The following is a 16574-nucleotide window of genomic DNA, read 5'->3' as shown; positions in this document are numbered from 1 at the left end:
GACGTGAAGTTTTCTAAATTTGAAATCTAAAATCAACATTCTAAAATCTAAAATCAAATGACTTTCTCAGAAGAAAACTATCTTAAAGCTATTTATCATTTAACCACTTCTTCTGAAGCTGAGGTTAGTACAAATGCTATTGCCGAAATGATGGAAACAAAAGCCTCATCGGTAACAGATATGCTAAAAAAACTATCCGAAAAGGATTTGATAAATTATAAAAAATACCAAGGGGTTTCATTAACCGATAACGGAAAATTAGCTGCCAAGATGATTGTGCGTAAACATCGTTTGTGGGAAGTATTTCTTGTAGATAAACTAGATTTTTCATGGGATGAAGTACATGATATTGCTGAACAATTAGAACACATTAAATCAGAACAATTAATTAATAAGTTGGATGATTTTCTGGGTAATCCTACCGAAGACCCACACGGAGATCCAATTCCTGATGCTCATGGTCGAATCATTAAAGTCGAAAAGCAATTACTATCTGAACTTGTAGAGAATCAAGTTGGTGTTTGCGTAGGCGTAAAAGATACTTCATCGGAATTCTTGCAATATCTAGACAAACAAGAAATTGCTTTAGGTTCAAAAATCGAATGTGTATCAAAAGAAAGCTTCGATTTGTCATTAAAAATTAAAGTAAACGATAAGGAACTAACGATTTCTAATAAAATAGCTTCGAATCTTTTTGTGAAGGTACAGTAGTTTTCAGTCGCAGTATTCAGTTTCAGTCTTAGTAAAGTCAGGTTTTTATTACTCAATCTTGTCAGGCTGAGCGGAGTCGAAGCCCCACAAGCTTCATCGTAAATAGAACGCGGATTAAACAGATTCGCAAAAGCGAAGACACGGATAAAAATGGATTTTCTATTCGTAATCTTGTCAGGATAAACTCTGTCGGAGCCCACAAACTTCATCGTAAATAGAACGCGGATTAAACAGATTCGCAAAAGCGAAGACACGGATAAAAACGGATTTTCTATTCGTAATTTTGTCAGGATAAACTCTGTCGAAGCCTCGTACGTCCTTCGACACGGCTCAGGATGAAAAAATCGTGTAAAGAAAAGGTTCAAAGATTGTCGAGTTTAAACATAAACCGAGCAACCTTTGAACCTTTGTTTCTTAGTACCTCAGTACCTTTTCTCAGTGACATCCACAATCACTTCCTCCGCAGTTATCTTTCTTTTTAGAAGATTTCCAGAAAAACTTACGAATTAAAAATGCGATAGAGATGAATAAAATTCCAAATGCTATTATTTCCTGTATCATGATACATTATTTTAGTAGTTGAAAAGCCAGTAAGGCAGTAATGTATGCAAAGCCGGTCATTAACACGAGCTGAACCATTGGCCATTTCCAAGAGTTTGTTTCTTTTTTGGTAATTGCAAGTGTACTTGCGCACTGTAATGCAAAGGCGTAAAAGAGTAACAATGAGATTCCTGAAGCAAAATTAAAGATTTTTTCACCCGTTTGCGGATTGATTTCTTCTTTCATTTTGTTTTTTATGGTCGTTTCATTATCGGTACCACCTACACTGTAAATAGTTGCAAGCGTTCCCACAAATACTTCACGGGCTGCAAATGAGCTTATAATTGCAATACCAATTTTCCAATCGTATCCTAATGGTGATATTACAGGTTCGATGGTTTTACCCATTAAACCGATATAAGAGTTTTCTATTTTTTGAGATGCAACTGCTTCTTCAAATTCAAAGTCATCTAGAGGCTTCTCTTTGTGTCTTTCGGTTACGATAGCTTCAGCATCATTAAAGTTCTTTCCTGGTCCGTATGAGGCTAAAAACCATAAAACAACCGATATAGCCAAGATTATCTTTCCTGCTCCAAAAACGAATGCTTTAGTTTTCTCAACAACATTAATAGCAACGTTCTTGAATAAAGGCATTTTGTAGTTAGGCATTTCGACTACAAAATATGTTTTGGATTTTATTTTTAGTATTTTATTTAAGATATAAGAAGACAAAATCGCCATCCCAAATCCTAGAAGATATAATAACATTAATGTTAATCCTTGCATATTTAGGAATCCAAAAATACGCTCGTCTGGTATTACTAATGAAATAATAATAGCATAAACAGGTAATCTAGCCGAACAAGTTGTAAATGGTGTTACTAAAATCGTGATTAATCTTTCTTTCCAGTTTTCGATATTACGAGTTGCCATAATTGCCGGAATTGCACAAGCAGTTCCTGAAATTAAAGGCACAACGCTTTTTCCTGATAGTCCAAATTTGCGCATGATTTTATCCATAAGGAAAACCACACGACTCATATAACCACTTTCTTCAAGTATGGAAATAAAGAGGAATAAAAAGGCAATTTGCGGAATAAATATCAAGATTCCGCCAATTCCTGGGATAATTCCCTGAGATAATAAGTCGGTTAAGATTCCGCTTGGCAATCTTTCTGCAACTATTGTGCTTAATGATGCAAACGTACTATCGATAAAGTCCATTGGTATTGTTGACCATTGGAAAATGGATTGAAAAATAATAAACAAGATGGCAAAAAAGATGGCGTAACCCCAAACTTTGTGGGTTAATACACGGTCTAGTTTTGCACGGAAATCTTTAGCAACAGTATGGTCTACTTTTAAACCTTCTTTTAGGACATCATTTATAAATTGATACCTCTTGATGGTTTCTTTTTGTTGCAAACGTTTTAACTCTGAATGCGATTTGGTAAACGTACTTCTAACTTCGTTTCTATCTAAATTCAAGAAGTTCACATCTTGAGTAATTACCAACCACAGTTTGTATAATAACTGGTTTGGGAAAGCGTGTTGTAAACTCTTAAAATACTCCGGGTCAATAACCGATGCGTTTAAGCACGGTTCGTTCGGAATAGTTTTATAAGAAACAATCAAGTTTTTAAGCTCATCGATTCCGTGACCTTTACGAGAACTTATTAAAGCAATTTTTGTTTTTAAATGTTCCTCTAGATATGGGATGTCTAGAGTAATCCCTTTAGATTCCATTCTATCAGCCATGTTAATGACTAATATTGTTGGGATTTCAAGATCTTTTATCTGAGTATAAAGAAGTAAGTTTCTTTTTAGATTTTCAACATCTGTAACAACAAGTACTACATCTGGATATAATTTGTCGTTTTTGTTTAATAAAAGTTCAATTACCACATTCTCATCAATAGAGCTGGCATTTAAACTGTATGTTCCCGGTAAATCGAGAATGTTGGCTTTAATGTTATTTGGTAATTTGCAAAATCCCATCTTTTTCTCAACAGTAATTCCTGGATAGTTTCCTACTTGTTGATTAAGACCTGTTAATTGATTAAAAACTGAAGTTTTTCCTGTATTTGGATTACCGATTAAGGCAACATTTATATTTTGAATACTCATTGCAAATTCTATTTGATTATTTCTACTTCTATTACACGTGCCGTTTCTATTCGAATAGCCACATGCGAACCATTAATATTCAAATATAAAGGATCTCCGAACGGAGCAATTTGAAGCAATTCGACCATGTTACCTGGCAAGCAACCCATTTCTAATAATTTCAACGGAACTAAATCAATATCAAATTCTTTGATAATGGCTTTTTCGCCTTTTTTCAGGGTGTGGATAGAATGTTTCAAGTTTATTTAGATTGAATTAATATTGCAATATTAATCATTTAATATTGATTTAAGCCAGTTTTCCCCTATGGTTTCAATGTTTTAAGATATAATTCACATATAGGATTGCCTCTTCTAAAAGTTAAATGAAAACCATTTATTCAGAGATTTAACGATTTTGAGAGGAAATTTAAAACCGTAAAGTTATTCGGTACACAAAAAGTTAATATCTTCTATAAGTTTTTGAATATCTTCTTTCTTGGTTCCGTCATAAAAACCACGTACGCGTCTTTTTTGATCTACCAAAATAAAGTTCTCTGTATGTACCATATCGTACAATTGGTCAGGTCTTCCTAGTTTTACAGCCAAATAAGATTTTCTTGCCATGGTGTAAATTTCTTTTTTGTCGCCAGTAACCAAATTCCATTTACTATCTACAACACCATTTTTTACAGCGTATGCTTTTAGAACAGGAATACTATCAGTTTCTGGGAATACGGTATGCGAAAGTAATTTTACTTTAGGATTATCTAAAACCGCTTTTTGTACATCGGCAAGATTTGCTGTCATTTTAGGACAGATTGAACCACAAGTAGTAAAAAAGAAATCGGCTACGTATATTTTTCCATCATAATCTTTTTGAGTAATCGTATCGCCATTCTGGTTTACAAACGAAAAATCGGCAATTGTATGATACTTGCTTTTGTATTGCATAGTGCTATCAACCAGTTCTGGGTTTACATCGGCTGGATTAAAAATAGGCAATGTTTTCTTCGGTTTTAATGCTGAATAAAACAATGAAATTGTGACGGCTGAAAATACGAATAGGACCAAGAAAAATTTCCTGTACTTATAGAGTAAAGATTTCATAAACAAAATTTGGGGCAAAAGTACAAAAACCTCTTTTTAAATACGGTAACATTGTTTTTTTTAACCAAATTATAGCAGGTGATTTCTGCCAAGAAGATAAGAATGTATTGTAGTATTAATTGTTTTGTTATGAAACAACTAGATATTTTTGATTTTTCTGGCTAAAAATCGTACAATCGTTAACATTTTATTCAAAATAATAACGATATGTTTGTAAATACTAAACTAAAAACAAATATGAAAAAACAAATTAACAGGCATTTGTTGTTTGCAATTCCAGCAATGTTAGGATTTGCAGTGTGTCAGGCGCAAAGCACGGCGCCAAAAACATCAGGAATTGATGTTTCCTTAATGGATAAAAATGTTAAGCCAAGTCAGGATTTCTTTAGATATGTAAATGGGACATGGGTGGACAAAACCGAGATTCCTAGTGATAGAAACGCTTGGGGAAGTTTTAATGAATTACGCCAAAAGACAGACAACGATGCTTTGGCAATTTTGAAAGAAGCTTCAAAAAGTCAAAAATATAAATCGAATACCGATCAAGGAAAAGCAATTGCACTTTTTAATACAATCTTAGATACTGTAGGAAGAAATAAAAGAGGGATTACACCGCTTCAACCTTACTTAAAGAAAATTGATGCGATTAAAAATGTAGCCGATTTGCAGAATTTCTTAGCAGAAATGGAATCTCAGGGAGGCGTTGGTTTCTTTGGATTTTATATCGGAGCAGATAAAAAGAATAGTAATGTAAATGCGGTTAGCTTAAGCGTAGGTAGATTAGGATTGTCGGATAAAGATTATTATGTGTCTGAAGATAAGGACTCTAAAGAAAAACGTGCTAAGTATGAAACCCATATTGCAAGAATGTTGCAATTAATAGGGGAGACTCCACAAAAGGCAAAAGAAAACGCTGCACAGATTTTAGCTTTAGAAATTGCGATGTCTTCACCAAGGTTAGATCGTGTAGAGCGTAGAGACGGAAGACTGCAATATAATCCGACGGCTGTTGCTGATCTTAAAAAAATGACTCCTGCAATACAGTGGGATAAATACCTTGCGGGTATAGGAATGGTAAAAATAGATACGATTATTGTAACGCAACCTCGTTACATGAAAGCATTACAAACCATTTTTACCGAAAATAAAGTAGGGGCTTGGAAAGAGTATTTAAAATGGAGTATGTTAAACAAAACATCTTCGCAGTTAACTACACAAATAGAAGATGCTAGTTTTGATTTTTACGGAAAAACATTAACTGGAGCAATAAAACAACGTCCAGCAGAAGAAAGAGCACTTCAGGTAATAAACCAAGTGGTTGGAGAATCTTTGGGTAAACTGTATGTTGAGAAAATGTTTCCAGCTGAAGCTAAAGTAAAAGCCGAAAAGATGATTCAGAATGTAGTTTTGGCGTACCAAAATCGTATTACCAATTTGCCTTGGATGTCTGCAGAAACTAAAACTAAAGCAATTGAAAAACTGAATAAAATTGCCATAAAAATTGGTTATCCTGACAAATGGAAAGATTATAGCGAGTTGGTTATTAAAGATGTATCTGAGGGAGGAAGTTATTTTGATAATAGTATTAACCTAGCCAAATGGAACTATAATCAGGATATTGCTAAATATAAAAAGCCTGTAGATAAAACGGTTTGGGGAATGTCTCCGCAAACGGTAAATGCGTATTACAACCCATCGTATAACGAAATTGTATTTCCAGCAGCTATCTTGCAACCACCATTTTACAATTATCAAGCTGATGAAGCAGTAAATTATGGCGGAATTGGTGCTGTAATTGGTCATGAAATTTCTCATGGTTTTGATGATTCGGGTGCGCGTTATAACGCAAATGGTAATCTAGTGGACTGGTGGACAGCTGATGATTTAAAACAATTTACAGCTTTAGGAACTGCATTGGCAAATCAATATAGTGCATTAGAGCCTTTACCTGGAATTCACGTAGACGGAAAGTTTACATTGGGTGAAAACATAGGCGATTTAGGTGGTATAAATGCAGCTTATGATGGATTGCAATTATACTTGAAAGCCAATGGAAACCCTGGATTAATAGATGGTTTTACACCAGAACAACGTTTCTTTATTTCTTGGGCAACAGTTTGGAGAACTAAGAGCCGTGATGAAGCAATAAAAAGTCAGGTTAAAACAGATCCACACGCTCCGGGAATGTACCGAGCTTATGTGCCGTTGCAAAATGTAGATGCTTTTTATGATGCATTTTCTATAAAACCAGGAGATGGGATGTATATAGAACCATCAAAACGAGTTAAGATTTGGTAAAATAAAAATACAAAAACGGCTGTCTTTAATAAGGCAGCCGTTTTTTATTTAAGTATTAAGTATTAAGTATTAAGTATTAAGTATTAAGTATTAAGTATTAAGTATTAAGTATTAAGTATTAAGTATTTTGTGCTTAAAATCTATTTTTCTTAAATGCTAATATTTAAGAATTCTAAAAGTCTAAGCCAGTCTAATAATCTAAGAAGTCTAATTAGTCTATTTCTTTATCTTTCTAATAGAAGAATTTACCAAATACAAACCAATTAAAGTTACCAAAACTCCAATAACAATGGCGAGAGTAAGTGTTTCGTCAAAAAGGATGAAACCTAACAAAATGGCAACAATAGGATTAATGTAAGCATAAATACTACTAACTTCTTTTGGTAAATGTTGCAATGTATAGATAAATGCAATAAAGGTTAGAACCGACCCGATAATAACCAAATAGGCAATTGACCACCAAGAAACTGCAGGGATTAAATTAAAAGGAATATTAATTCCAGATGTTTCGGTTATACCAAAAAGAATAAAACTGGAAATAAGCATTTGCAATCCCAAACTAAAATAAGGATTAAAGCTAGCTGCTTTTTTCATGGTATGTAAAATCCCGAAAGCCCAAGTTATAGTTGAAGCTACAGATAAGAAGATTCCGAATTGAAATTGAGGATTTAGGAAATCGGTTAAGTGATCACTAAAAATGATACAAACGCCTAGAAAACATATTAAGATTCCCGCAACGGCAAGTCGGGCAATTCGTTCTCCTTTAAAGAAACAAATAACCACAATCCAGATTGGGAAAATAGCGCCAATAATCGCACCCAAACCACTACTAATATATTTTACGCCCCAAGTACTTAAACCGTTACTGCAAACAAAATTCAGGATGCTTAAAACCAAGATAGTTCGCCATTGTTTTCCTTTTGGCCAAGGTTCTTTCTTGAGTATGAAATAACCAACGTATAAAATTCCGCCTATAAATTGTCGGATAGTTGCGAGTTGTAACGCGGGCATATGTTTTACGCCTTCTTTGGATGCTAACCATGTTGTTCCCCAAAAAAAACTAACCCAGCATAAAGCGAGTATTGGTAAACCAATAGATTCTATTTTGTTAGAAAATGCCTGCTGAATTTTAGCTCTCACGTACTGATCGTTTTATGATGTAAATATTCAGAAATAATTTTGAATTAATATCATATAATTTACTTTTTGCTTACATTTTTTAATCTAAATATGTAACAAATTTTCAAAAGGTAGACCAATCGATTTACAAACTTAAATCTAACAAAAATTAACGTTTTATTAAAAATAATAACAATAAGTTTGTGAGTAACTATAAAACCGTATTTAAAAATGAAAAAGAACAATAGTAAGAATTTGCTATTTGCAATACCAGCAGTGTTGGGTTTTGCAATGTGTCAGGCTCAAAGTCAGGCACCTTCAGCTTCTGGAATTGATGTATCCTTAATGGATAAAAAAGTTAAGCCAAGTGAAGATTTCTTTCGTTATGTAAATGGAACTTGGTTAGATAAAACCGAAATTCCTAAAGACAGAACTACATGGGGAAGTTTTAATGAATTGCTGAAGAGTACAGATGCAAATTCGCTGGCTATTTTAAAAGAAGCATCAAAAGATCCAAAATATAAATCGAATACAGATCAGGGAAAAGCAATAAACCTTTTTAATGCAATCCTTGATACAGTAGGAAGAAACAAACAAGGAATTACGCCTTTAAAACCATATCTTAAAAAAATCGATGCAATAAAAAATGTTGCTGATTTAGAGAAGTTTTTAATTGAAACGGAGCCTATTGGCGGAATTGGATTTTTTGGAGTATATGTAAGTGCTGATGAAAAAAACAGTAATAAAAACTCTGTAAGTCTTGGTTTAGGTAGATTAGGTTTACCAGATAAAGATTATTACACATCTGAAGAAAAAGATTCAAAAGAAAAACGTGAAAAATATGTGCTTCACGTAGCTAGAATGTTGCAATTTATAGGAGAAACTCCTGCAGCAGCAAAACAAAATGCAGCGAAAATATTAGCATTAGAAATCGAAATGTCTAAACCAAGATTAGATAGAGTAGAGCGCAGAGATAGCAGATTACAATACAATCCGACTTCGATTGCTGATTTGCAAAAAATGACACCAACTATTAACTGGAAAAATTACCTTACGGGAATTGGAATGGCTAAAGTGGATACTGTTGTTGTATTGCAACCAAGATATATGAAAGCTTTGGAAACTGTTTTCAAAGAAAATAATCTTGCTGCTTGGAAAGAATATATGAAATGGTCTTTATTGAGTGCATCATCATCACAATTATCTACTGATATCGAAAGTGCAAACTTTGATTTCTACGGAAAGACGTTAACTGGAGCAATCAAACAACGTCCGCGTGAAGAAAGAGCACTTCAGGTTGTAAACCAAACAATAGGTGAGGCTTTAGGTAAATTATATGTAGAGAAATTATTCCCAGCTGAAGCTAAAGCGAAGGCAGAGAAAATGATTCAGAATGTAATCTTGGCTTACCAAAACAGAATCAATAATTTAACTTGGATGTCTGCTGAAACTAAAGTTAAAGCGATTGAAAAATTAAACAAGATTACTATAAAAATTGGTTATCCTGATAAATGGATAGATTATTCAGCTTTAGAAGTTAAAAGCCTTGCAGAAGGAGGAAGCTATTTTGAAGACATGAAAAACTATTCAAGATGGAGTTTTAATAAAGGACTTTCTGATTTGACAAAACCAGTTGATAAGACTGAATGGGGAATGTCTCCACAAACGGTAAATGCATATTACAACCCATCGTATAACGAAATTGTATTCCCTGCAGCTATTTTACAACCTCCTTTTTACAACTACCAAGCAGACGAAGCTGTAAATTATGGTGGAATCGGTGCTGTAATAGGACATGAAATTTCTCATGGTTTTGATGATGCTGGTGCACGTTATAACGCAGATGGAAACCTTGTTGATTGGTGGACAGAAAATGATTTGAAAGAATTTACAAAATTAGGAACTGCTCTTGCAGATCAATATAGTGCATTAGAGCCACTTCCAGGAGTTCACGTAGATGGTAAATTTACTTTAGGTGAAAACATTGGAGATTTAGGTGGAGTAAATGCTGCTTATGATGGTTTACAATTGTACTTAAAAGCAAATGGTAATCCTGGTTTAATCGACGGATTAACTCCAGAGCAACGTTTCTTTATTTCTTGGGCTACAGTTTGGAGAACTAAATCACGTGATGAAGCTTTAAAAAATCAAGTAAAAGTAGATCCGCACTCTCCAGGAATGTACCGTGGATATGTGCCTATCCAGAATATGGATTCTTTCTATGAAGCATTCTCTATTAAAAAAGGAGATAAAATGTACATAGAACCAGAGAAAAGAGTTAAAATCTGGTAATATCTAGTTTACAAAAAAAGGGGCTGCTTTATTAAAGCAGCCCCTTTTTTTATTGTCTTTTGTCAGCAAAACAATCTGTAGACTAGTTCGTGAGTAATTGATAACACATTACAACCATAGCCTACGGTTTCAACCGTTGGAGCGCAATGTATTATTGTAGCGTATTATCTTAATTGGTATCCCATGGTTGAAACCATGGGCTATGGTTATGTAGACAATCCTGTCATCCCGAAGAATTGAGGGATCTCCGTTAGTTGCTCCACAATCTAGAGGAATACGTTATGTTAGTTACTTGTAGGGCTCCGCCTCGCATACGTTCAGATTATGGAAAACCTATATTACGTAGACGCACTGCGGTGCGTCTCTACAGAAAACCTTTGCGTCTTTGAACCTTTTTTCAAAAACCTTTGAACCTCTTTAAGGCTTTTTAACAAAGTTATACCCAAGTACCGTTTCTATTTTTGTACTCGAAATAACCTTTTTAAAACTTTCTTTGTCGTGATTAAACTTAGGAGGAGTTAGATTCTTTTCGGCTGCTTTTTGGGTGTAATATTCCTTACGCATAGGATGAAAAGGAGCAACGCCATTAAAAGTTTCATTCCATGAGTCGGATGCTATGATTTCTAGGATAATACCAATACAATCTTCCTGATGAATAAAGTTGATAGGCGCATCGGGGTTTTCAACATTTCCTTTGCCGGCAAGAAATTTAATTGGGTTTCGGTCTTCACCAATTAAACCGCCAAAACGCAGAACAGTAGTTTTAAAATTGGAATTGCTTTGCAAAAGGGTTTCGGCAATTATCAATTGTTTTCCACTTTCAGTATCGGCATCAGGTTTTGTTTCTTCGGTTATCAATAAATCACTTTCACCATAAACAGATGTCGAACTTATAAAAAGTACTTTCTCAATAGTTGATTTTTCGATAAGTGGAATCAGAAAAGCGATTTTATCTACAAAGCTATCTGCGTTTTCGCCACGCAACTTGGGCGGAATATCGATAATAAGAATACTGCTTTCATTCAAAAAAGCTTCAATTTGTCCTGATGTACTTTTGCCGAAAGGCGGATTCTCTTCGTTAGGATTAATATTTATTAAAAACGGACTAATCCCAGATTCTTCCAATATCGATAATTTTTCTGTTGAGGTTGTAGATCCGTTTACCGAAAAGCCTTTTGTAATCATGGCTTTCGCCAAAGGAAATCCTAACCATCCACATCCTAAAATACTAATTTTTGTCATTTTGTTTCTTGTAATCAGTTTGTGTTTGTTCTTTTATGCTATTTGTAAATTGTCTCGCAAAGTCGCAAAGTTTACCATTATTAAAACTTCTTTATAATTCAATGAGATTTTTCAACCATTTAAGTAATGTAAGTTTATTTAAGTTTTACATTTATTAGTCATGCTTATATTTACTTACATTACTTATATGGTTAACTTTTGTTGCAATCTCGTATTATAAATTCCATTGATGGTGAATTTCGGTTTGTAAAAATTCTATAAAATGATTAAAATAGTCTGGATATTCTTTGCTTTGTCTAATTGCGATGAAATGTTTTCTTTTTAATCCGTTTTTGCCAATTTTTACCGCTTTTAACGGACTATTTTTCAAATATGGCAATACTGCCCATTTTGCCATCGACATAACTCCCATATCGGCCTTAATCATTTCGATAGAAGCTTCGGTAAGTGGCAATGGCGTTATTTTTCTTGGAGTTACTTTGGCTGGAGCCAAAAACATTTGATGAATTGTAACTGTTTCCATAGGTAGCGAATGAATAATCAGATGCTCATTGGTAAAATCTTCGGCTACAACGTATTTTTTATTTGCCCAAGGATGGTTTTCGGAAACAACCATTACAGATTCATCCTGAAAAAGTTCCAGATATTTTATTCTATCATCTTTTATAAGATCGCTTACAATACCAATATCTATTACATTCTCTAATAATTTTTGTAACGGATGATGTGTAGCTTCGGTTACAACTTTGAGTTCAATATTTGGATATACAAAGTGAAATTGCTTTAAGACAGATGGCAGCCAATGATAGCTGGAAAAACATTCGGTACTAATACGGATTTCGCCATATTCGCCAAAAACCATTTGTTTTATTTCTAGCTCCGTTTCTGATATTTTGTCTAGAATTTCATTAGAAATCCCATATAACTTTTCACCAGCTTTGGTTAAGACTAATTTCTTATTTGCTCTCAGGAAAATTTTGGTACCCAATTGAGACTCTGCCTCCTTTAGTTGGTGGCTTAATGCCGATTGAGTGAGATGTAGTTTATCAATAGCCTTGGTAATACTTCCTTCTTCGACAATTGCTTTTATTAATCGTAAATGTCTTATTTCCATTTTTGAGCGTTGTTTACACAAAGGAACAAAAATTTACTCTTGCATTTGCATGAAAAAAAGTAATGCAATAGATGAATTCTTTTCGTTTTTATTACAGTTGTGGTTGCTCTAATTTTGGATTGTTAAATAACTAAAAACAATACTACAATGGAAGACCAAATTAAGTATTACCAAAACAAACTTGCATTTGAAATGGATTCATCAGATTTATTTGATGCATTAAACGATGGGGAAAAAGTAATTGCACTCGATGCCCGAAAAGCTTTTGGGTTTGAAGCCGAGCATATACCAGGAGCGATTAATATTCCGCATCGCGAAATGACCATTGAAAGTACAAAACACCTTGATAAAGAAATTTTGTATGTAACCTATTGCGATGGGATTGGTTGTAACGCATCGACAAAAGGCGCTCTTAATATGACACGACTGGGTTTTAGGGTAAAAGAATTATTGGGCGGAATCGAATGGTGGAAATTTGACGGTTATGCTACCGAAGGCACAAATGGAAAACAAGCTGGATTGAAAATTGAATGCGCTTGTTAATGAATAATTGATTTAAAATCTATGAAACTTCTAGAAACCAATAATATTAATACTTTGTTATTTGGCTAAAGCCACATTTATTAAAAAAACATAATTTCATTATAATGGAAAAAAGTCCAGATTATAAATTATTACTCTGTTTGGCAACAGTAGGAATAGTATGGGGAACAACCTTTTTAGGAATTCGGGTTGCAGTCGAAACGATTCCGCCTTGGTTTGTAACCTCTATTAGGCAGGGATTGGCAGGATTAATAGTAATGATTATTTTACTATTTAAAAAAGAACTTAAATGGATTGGTTGGACAAATTTCAGACATCAGCTAATTCCGTCTTTATTAATGATTGTTATTGCAAATGGGTTTACAACAATTGCCGAACAAACCTTACCAAGCGGACTTGCATCGGTAATGAGCGCATTATCTCCCATACTTATTTTTATTGGGAGCGTTTTTGTTGGTTTACAAAAAGCAAGTTTAAAAGGGTTTGTAGGTGTAATAATCGGATTCTCGGGAGTGGTTTTTATATTCAAGGATGGACTTGGAGATTTTTTAGATTCTAATTACCAACACGGGCTTATATTTATAAGCATGGCAATTTTTGGTTGGGCTTCAGGAACAATTTATACCAAAGCTCATGCGCATAAATCGAATACAATCGCACTCAATTTGTTTTACCAATTTGCAATAGCAACTTTGGTTCAACTTGTTTTGGCTTTTATTTTCTCGCCCAATCCAGATATAAGTTCATGGAGTTTAAGAAGCATTTCGGCAGCTTTATATCTATCAGTTTTTGGTTCAGTACTCGCATTCTTCTCTTACCATTATGCGATAAAGCGAGTTACGGCGGTTCAAATTTCTATTTTGTCGTACATCAATACTATAATAGCAGTGTTTTTAGGCTGGTTGTTGCTAGACGAAGTAATCACTATTGATTTTATAATTGCTACTGTGCTGATTATTCTAGGAGTTTTTATCATCAACTATAAAAAGAAGGAAAAACCAATAACAATAAATGAAGAATGCTTACTTGTAGTAAACAAAAATCCCAAACTATCAGTTTGATAATTTGGGATTTGTTTTTTTGTGTAAACCGTATCTTAAGGAACAACTATTGTGCTCGGTCTTAAGCTATCTTTTGCAATTTTTAAACTGTCTTTGGCTGTGGTAGTCTCTACGGGAGTATCTAAAACTACAGCCGAAGGTTTTATTTTTTCTTTAATTACAACAGCATCGTTTAGTACAAAAGGTGTTGGCATCATCCAAGAAGCTCTTTTCTCCACCTTCAGTAATGGATTTGTCAATAAATCAAAAGAACTCTCGATTAAAGTCATGTCAAAAACCGTTTTGGCATCAATGCTAAACTGCATTATAAGTGGTTCATTATTTACAACATAATAACTTAATACTTTAGCGCCTTTTCGTTCCAGTTGGCTTCCTTTTTGTCCAAGCGGAGCCGTACCATTAGCTTTAAAATTATTGAAAGTCATTTTAGGATCTCCAAAAATATCATAACGATTTACGTTTCTGTTAGGCGTAATCTTTATTTTTAAGAATCTCGTATTACCTCTCACACTATCTTGTAAAAAAGCAATAGTTGGTCTTGCCAATGCTATTTTTGGAGCATCAGTACTGTAAGTAAACCCAGAGCTGTATTTGCTAAAAAGCGGAAGATTGTTTAACGCTATAGCATCTTTTGGGTCTTGCCCTAGATATTTTTGAGTCCATTCGTCTAGGTTAACATCGTAAGTTGCCCATTTGGCTTTGTCAGTATCTGCGCTGTATATATACAATAAACTATTCGATTTTGCCTTGCCGTTTTCATATCCAGCAGTATAACCACCCCAGGCAAAACAACCAATAGAAGCAATAAAGAAGAATAAAGCCCAAATTCCTTTTCTAGTAAATGTGCCAAAAACAGGAAGTAATAATCCAAAAGTTAGCGCAGTAAGAATTGCACTTCCAAAAAGTACTTTTAATCCTAAACCTATTGGAAACATTTGGATAAAAGGCGCAATAATCAATAAAGCAGGAATGCTGAACAAAAGACTTATAAATAAGTTTATTCTTTGAGTGATTATATAAGCTGCTAATAAGATTAACCCAAAATAAACAGGAATGATTAAAAAACCTGCACCTTTTAAGCTATTTGCAATTATACCATTAATGATAATCCACAAAAATAAAGGAGCTACATAATGATCTATTGCAACTTTACAGTCAGAAAAACTATTGTAAAAAGAGAAACAAATAGCAATTGTAAGTAAAACAAAAGCAGCAATATAAGCATGGCCGTTATAAGTAAAGCCATTTAGTAAGTCATTGTACTGAGGGTAAATTTGCAATATGATCTTCCAACCCAAGAAAGTAACAAGACCAGCAACAATTATTGCACCAAGCAAAGGGATAAAACCTCTAAACATATTGCTGAAAGTGATAATTCTTTTAGCTTTTCCTATAAAAATCAAAAATACAAAAAGACCTAATGCTACAAGAGTCATTGGTAAAACCCAAGAAAAAGGATAATTTATAAATGTAAACGGAATGGTAAAATAAACAAAATCCTCTTTAGTCGGTGCATCATTTAAATCAGTGTTAGAGAAATATTTAAGCAAAGGCATTAAGTAACTACCTTGGTGTGTTAAGCTTGTTTTGTTTAAATGAGCAAGGTCATCCTGTTGTGTATGATAATTAAAATGATCATCTATAAAAGCAAAATTAAAACCTTGTATGTTACCTTGTTCTCTAAAAACAGTTAGGTCTGTATCATTAGGTAACATTTTGTAAATACTGTACATAAGAGAGTTCGAAACAGGATAAGTCGTTTTTGCTTCGGCAAATTCTTTAACCATTTCAGCATTTCCGCTATTAGTTTCCATCAGCATATAACTTGGTCCCGAAGTCCCACGAGCTTCAAAATTTATAACCAAACCTACATCTTTAGCCCACTTATGTTGTGTTACAAAAAGAGCAGCACCATTTAAACCTAATTCTTCGGCATCAGTAAAAAGAATAATGATGTCATTTTTATGTTTTTCTTTGCTATACAAAAAGGCACGAACACCTTCTAGAATCGTCGCAACACCCGATGCATCGTCGCTTGCACCATGAGAGGAAGAATGCGGAGCACTGTCATAATGAGACAGTAATAATAATGCTTTGCTATTATTAGACCCTTTTATGCGAGCCATAATATTTTTAGATTTTACCAGATTTCCCCAGTCGCTCATTGTAAAACCTTCCTGAACAGAAGTTTCCAGACCTAATTCCTTAAGTTCCGACTCAAGATATTGAGCAACAATCTCATGATTTGCCGAACCTACATAATGAGGTTTTTGCGCAATCTCTTTTACATGAGCCAAAGCCCTGTCGGTCGAAAATTCGGCAAGAGCTTCTTCACCCTTAGAAACCCATTGTGGTTTAAGAGTGACATAAATAAATGCTAGTACAGCTATAATGACTAGTATTGATAAAATGGAGGGAATGTTTTTTTTCATGTGGTAT

General features: G+C 34.0%; 13 protein-coding genes. 5 read left to right on the top strand and 8 right to left on the bottom strand.

The window, feature by feature from the left end:
* The first annotated feature begins 57 nt into the window (after nucleotides 1-57).
* Entirely contained in the window at nucleotides 58-711 is a 654-nt protein-coding gene (locus IW20_RS02815; protein WP_035618453.1) for a metal-dependent transcriptional regulator, read from the top strand.
* Between the two features lie 435 nt (nucleotides 712-1146).
* Here the strand turns inward: IW20_RS02815 and IW20_RS25715 are convergent, their stop codons facing one another.
* The 4 genes from IW20_RS25715 to IW20_RS02800 all read right to left on the bottom strand — a co-directional run bounded on the left by IW20_RS25715 (nucleotide 1147) and on the right by IW20_RS02800 (nucleotide 4466).
* Complete coding sequence (locus tag IW20_RS25715; RefSeq protein WP_081912426.1) at nucleotides 1147-1272, bottom strand: FeoB-associated Cys-rich membrane protein; 126 nt, start codon at nucleotides 1270-1272, stop codon at nucleotides 1147-1149.
* 6 nt (nucleotides 1273-1278) lie between these two features.
* Nucleotides 1279-3378, bottom strand: coding sequence for a ferrous iron transport protein B (gene feoB / locus IW20_RS02810; protein ID WP_035618450.1), 2100 nt, complete (start codon nucleotides 3376-3378; stop codon nucleotides 1279-1281).
* An 8-nt stretch (nucleotides 3379-3386) separates the two neighbouring features.
* Complete coding sequence (locus IW20_RS02805; RefSeq protein ID WP_035618447.1) at nucleotides 3387-3617, bottom strand: FeoA family protein; 231 nt, start codon at nucleotides 3615-3617, stop codon at nucleotides 3387-3389.
* A 183-nt stretch (nucleotides 3618-3800) separates the two neighbouring features.
* Complete coding sequence (locus IW20_RS02800) at nucleotides 3801-4466, bottom strand: SCO family protein (RefSeq protein WP_035618445.1); 666 nt, start codon at nucleotides 4464-4466, stop codon at nucleotides 3801-3803.
* A gap of 237 nt (nucleotides 4467-4703) precedes the next feature.
* Here IW20_RS02800 and IW20_RS02795 point away from each other — a divergent pair, with 237 nt between their 5' ends.
* Entirely contained in the window at nucleotides 4704-6764 is a 2061-nt protein-coding gene (locus IW20_RS02795) for a M13 family metallopeptidase (RefSeq protein ID WP_035618816.1), read from the top strand.
* A 216-nt stretch (nucleotides 6765-6980) separates the two neighbouring features.
* On the opposite strand, the gene IW20_RS02790 is transcribed toward IW20_RS02795, so the two are convergent.
* Nucleotides 6981-7904 (bottom strand): DMT family transporter, encoded by a 924-nt coding sequence (locus IW20_RS02790; RefSeq protein WP_035618443.1) that lies wholly within the window; start codon nucleotides 7902-7904, stop codon nucleotides 6981-6983.
* A gap of 210 nt (nucleotides 7905-8114) precedes the next feature.
* On the opposite strand from IW20_RS02790, the gene IW20_RS02785 reads away from it, so the two are divergent.
* Complete coding sequence (locus IW20_RS02785) at nucleotides 8115-10175, top strand: M13 family metallopeptidase (RefSeq protein WP_035618440.1); 2061 nt, start codon at nucleotides 8115-8117, stop codon at nucleotides 10173-10175.
* A gap of 417 nt (nucleotides 10176-10592) precedes the next feature.
* Here IW20_RS02785 and IW20_RS02780 read toward each other — a convergent pair whose 3' ends face one another.
* Together IW20_RS02780 and IW20_RS02775 are read right to left on the bottom strand one after the other, a co-directional pair.
* Entirely contained in the window at nucleotides 10593-11417 is an 825-nt protein-coding gene (locus IW20_RS02780; protein ID WP_035618438.1) for a Rossmann-fold NAD(P)-binding domain-containing protein, read from the bottom strand.
* A gap of 214 nt (nucleotides 11418-11631) precedes the next feature.
* A complete protein-coding gene (locus IW20_RS02775; protein WP_035618435.1) occupies nucleotides 11632-12531 on the bottom strand; it encodes a LysR family transcriptional regulator in 900 nt (299 codons plus the stop codon).
* 147 nt (nucleotides 12532-12678) lie between these two features.
* Between IW20_RS02775 and IW20_RS02770 the strand changes: the two genes are divergently transcribed.
* Together IW20_RS02770 and IW20_RS02765 are read left to right on the top strand one after the other, a co-directional pair.
* Nucleotides 12679-13074: a rhodanese-like domain-containing protein gene (locus IW20_RS02770; RefSeq protein ID WP_035618432.1), complete on the top strand. Its 396-nt coding sequence runs from the start codon at nucleotides 12679-12681 to the stop codon at nucleotides 13072-13074.
* Nucleotides 13075-13178: 104 nt separating this feature from the next.
* Nucleotides 13179-14135: a DMT family transporter gene (locus tag IW20_RS02765; protein ID WP_035618430.1), complete on the top strand. Its 957-nt coding sequence runs from the start codon at nucleotides 13179-13181 to the stop codon at nucleotides 14133-14135.
* A gap of 35 nt (nucleotides 14136-14170) precedes the next feature.
* Here IW20_RS02765 and IW20_RS02760 read toward each other — a convergent pair whose 3' ends face one another.
* The gene (locus IW20_RS02760; RefSeq protein WP_035618427.1) at nucleotides 14171-16567 is read right to left on the bottom strand and encodes a M20/M25/M40 family metallo-hydrolase; all 2397 of its coding nucleotides are present in this window, start codon (nucleotides 16565-16567) and stop codon (nucleotides 14171-14173) included.
* Nucleotides 16568-16574 lie beyond the last annotated feature (7 nt).

Source organism: Flavobacterium hydatis (genome assembly GCF_000737695.1).
GTDB classification, from domain to species: Bacteria; Bacteroidota; Bacteroidia; order Flavobacteriales; family Flavobacteriaceae; genus Flavobacterium; species Flavobacterium hydatis.
The sequence above is the reverse complement of the archived record's forward strand: the minus strand, read 5'-3'. Positions and strand labels throughout refer to the sequence as shown.

What these genes read in the sequence shown, in the direction of transcription:
- IW20_RS02815 (WP_035618453.1), top strand. Translation starts at nt 58, where the DNA reads ATGACTTTCTCAGAAGAAAACTATCTTAAAGCTATTTATCATTTAACC.
- IW20_RS25715 (WP_081912426.1), bottom strand. Translation starts at nt 1,272, where the DNA reads ATGATACAGGAAATAATAGCATTTGGAATTTTATTCATCTCTATCGCA.
- feoB (WP_035618450.1), bottom strand. Translation starts at nt 3,378, where the DNA reads ATGAGTATTCAAAATATAAATGTTGCCTTAATCGGTAATCCAAATACA.
- IW20_RS02800 (WP_035618445.1), bottom strand. Translation starts at nt 4,466, where the DNA reads ATGAAATCTTTACTCTATAAGTACAGGAAATTTTTCTTGGTCCTATTC.
- IW20_RS02795 (WP_035618816.1), top strand. Translation starts at nt 4,704, where the DNA reads ATGAAAAAACAAATTAACAGGCATTTGTTGTTTGCAATTCCAGCAATG.
- IW20_RS02785 (WP_035618440.1), top strand. Translation starts at nt 8,115, where the DNA reads ATGAAAAAGAACAATAGTAAGAATTTGCTATTTGCAATACCAGCAGTG.
- IW20_RS02780 (WP_035618438.1), bottom strand. Translation starts at nt 11,417, where the DNA reads ATGACAAAAATTAGTATTTTAGGATGTGGATGGTTAGGATTTCCTTTG.
- IW20_RS02775 (WP_035618435.1), bottom strand. Translation starts at nt 12,531, where the DNA reads ATGGAAATAAGACATTTACGATTAATAAAAGCAATTGTCGAAGAAGGA.
- IW20_RS02770 (WP_035618432.1), top strand. Translation starts at nt 12,679, where the DNA reads ATGGAAGACCAAATTAAGTATTACCAAAACAAACTTGCATTTGAAATG.
- IW20_RS02765 (WP_035618430.1), top strand. Translation starts at nt 13,179, where the DNA reads ATGGAAAAAAGTCCAGATTATAAATTATTACTCTGTTTGGCAACAGTA.
- IW20_RS02760 (WP_035618427.1), bottom strand. Translation starts at nt 16,567, where the DNA reads ATGAAAAAAAACATTCCCTCCATTTTATCAATACTAGTCATTATAGCT.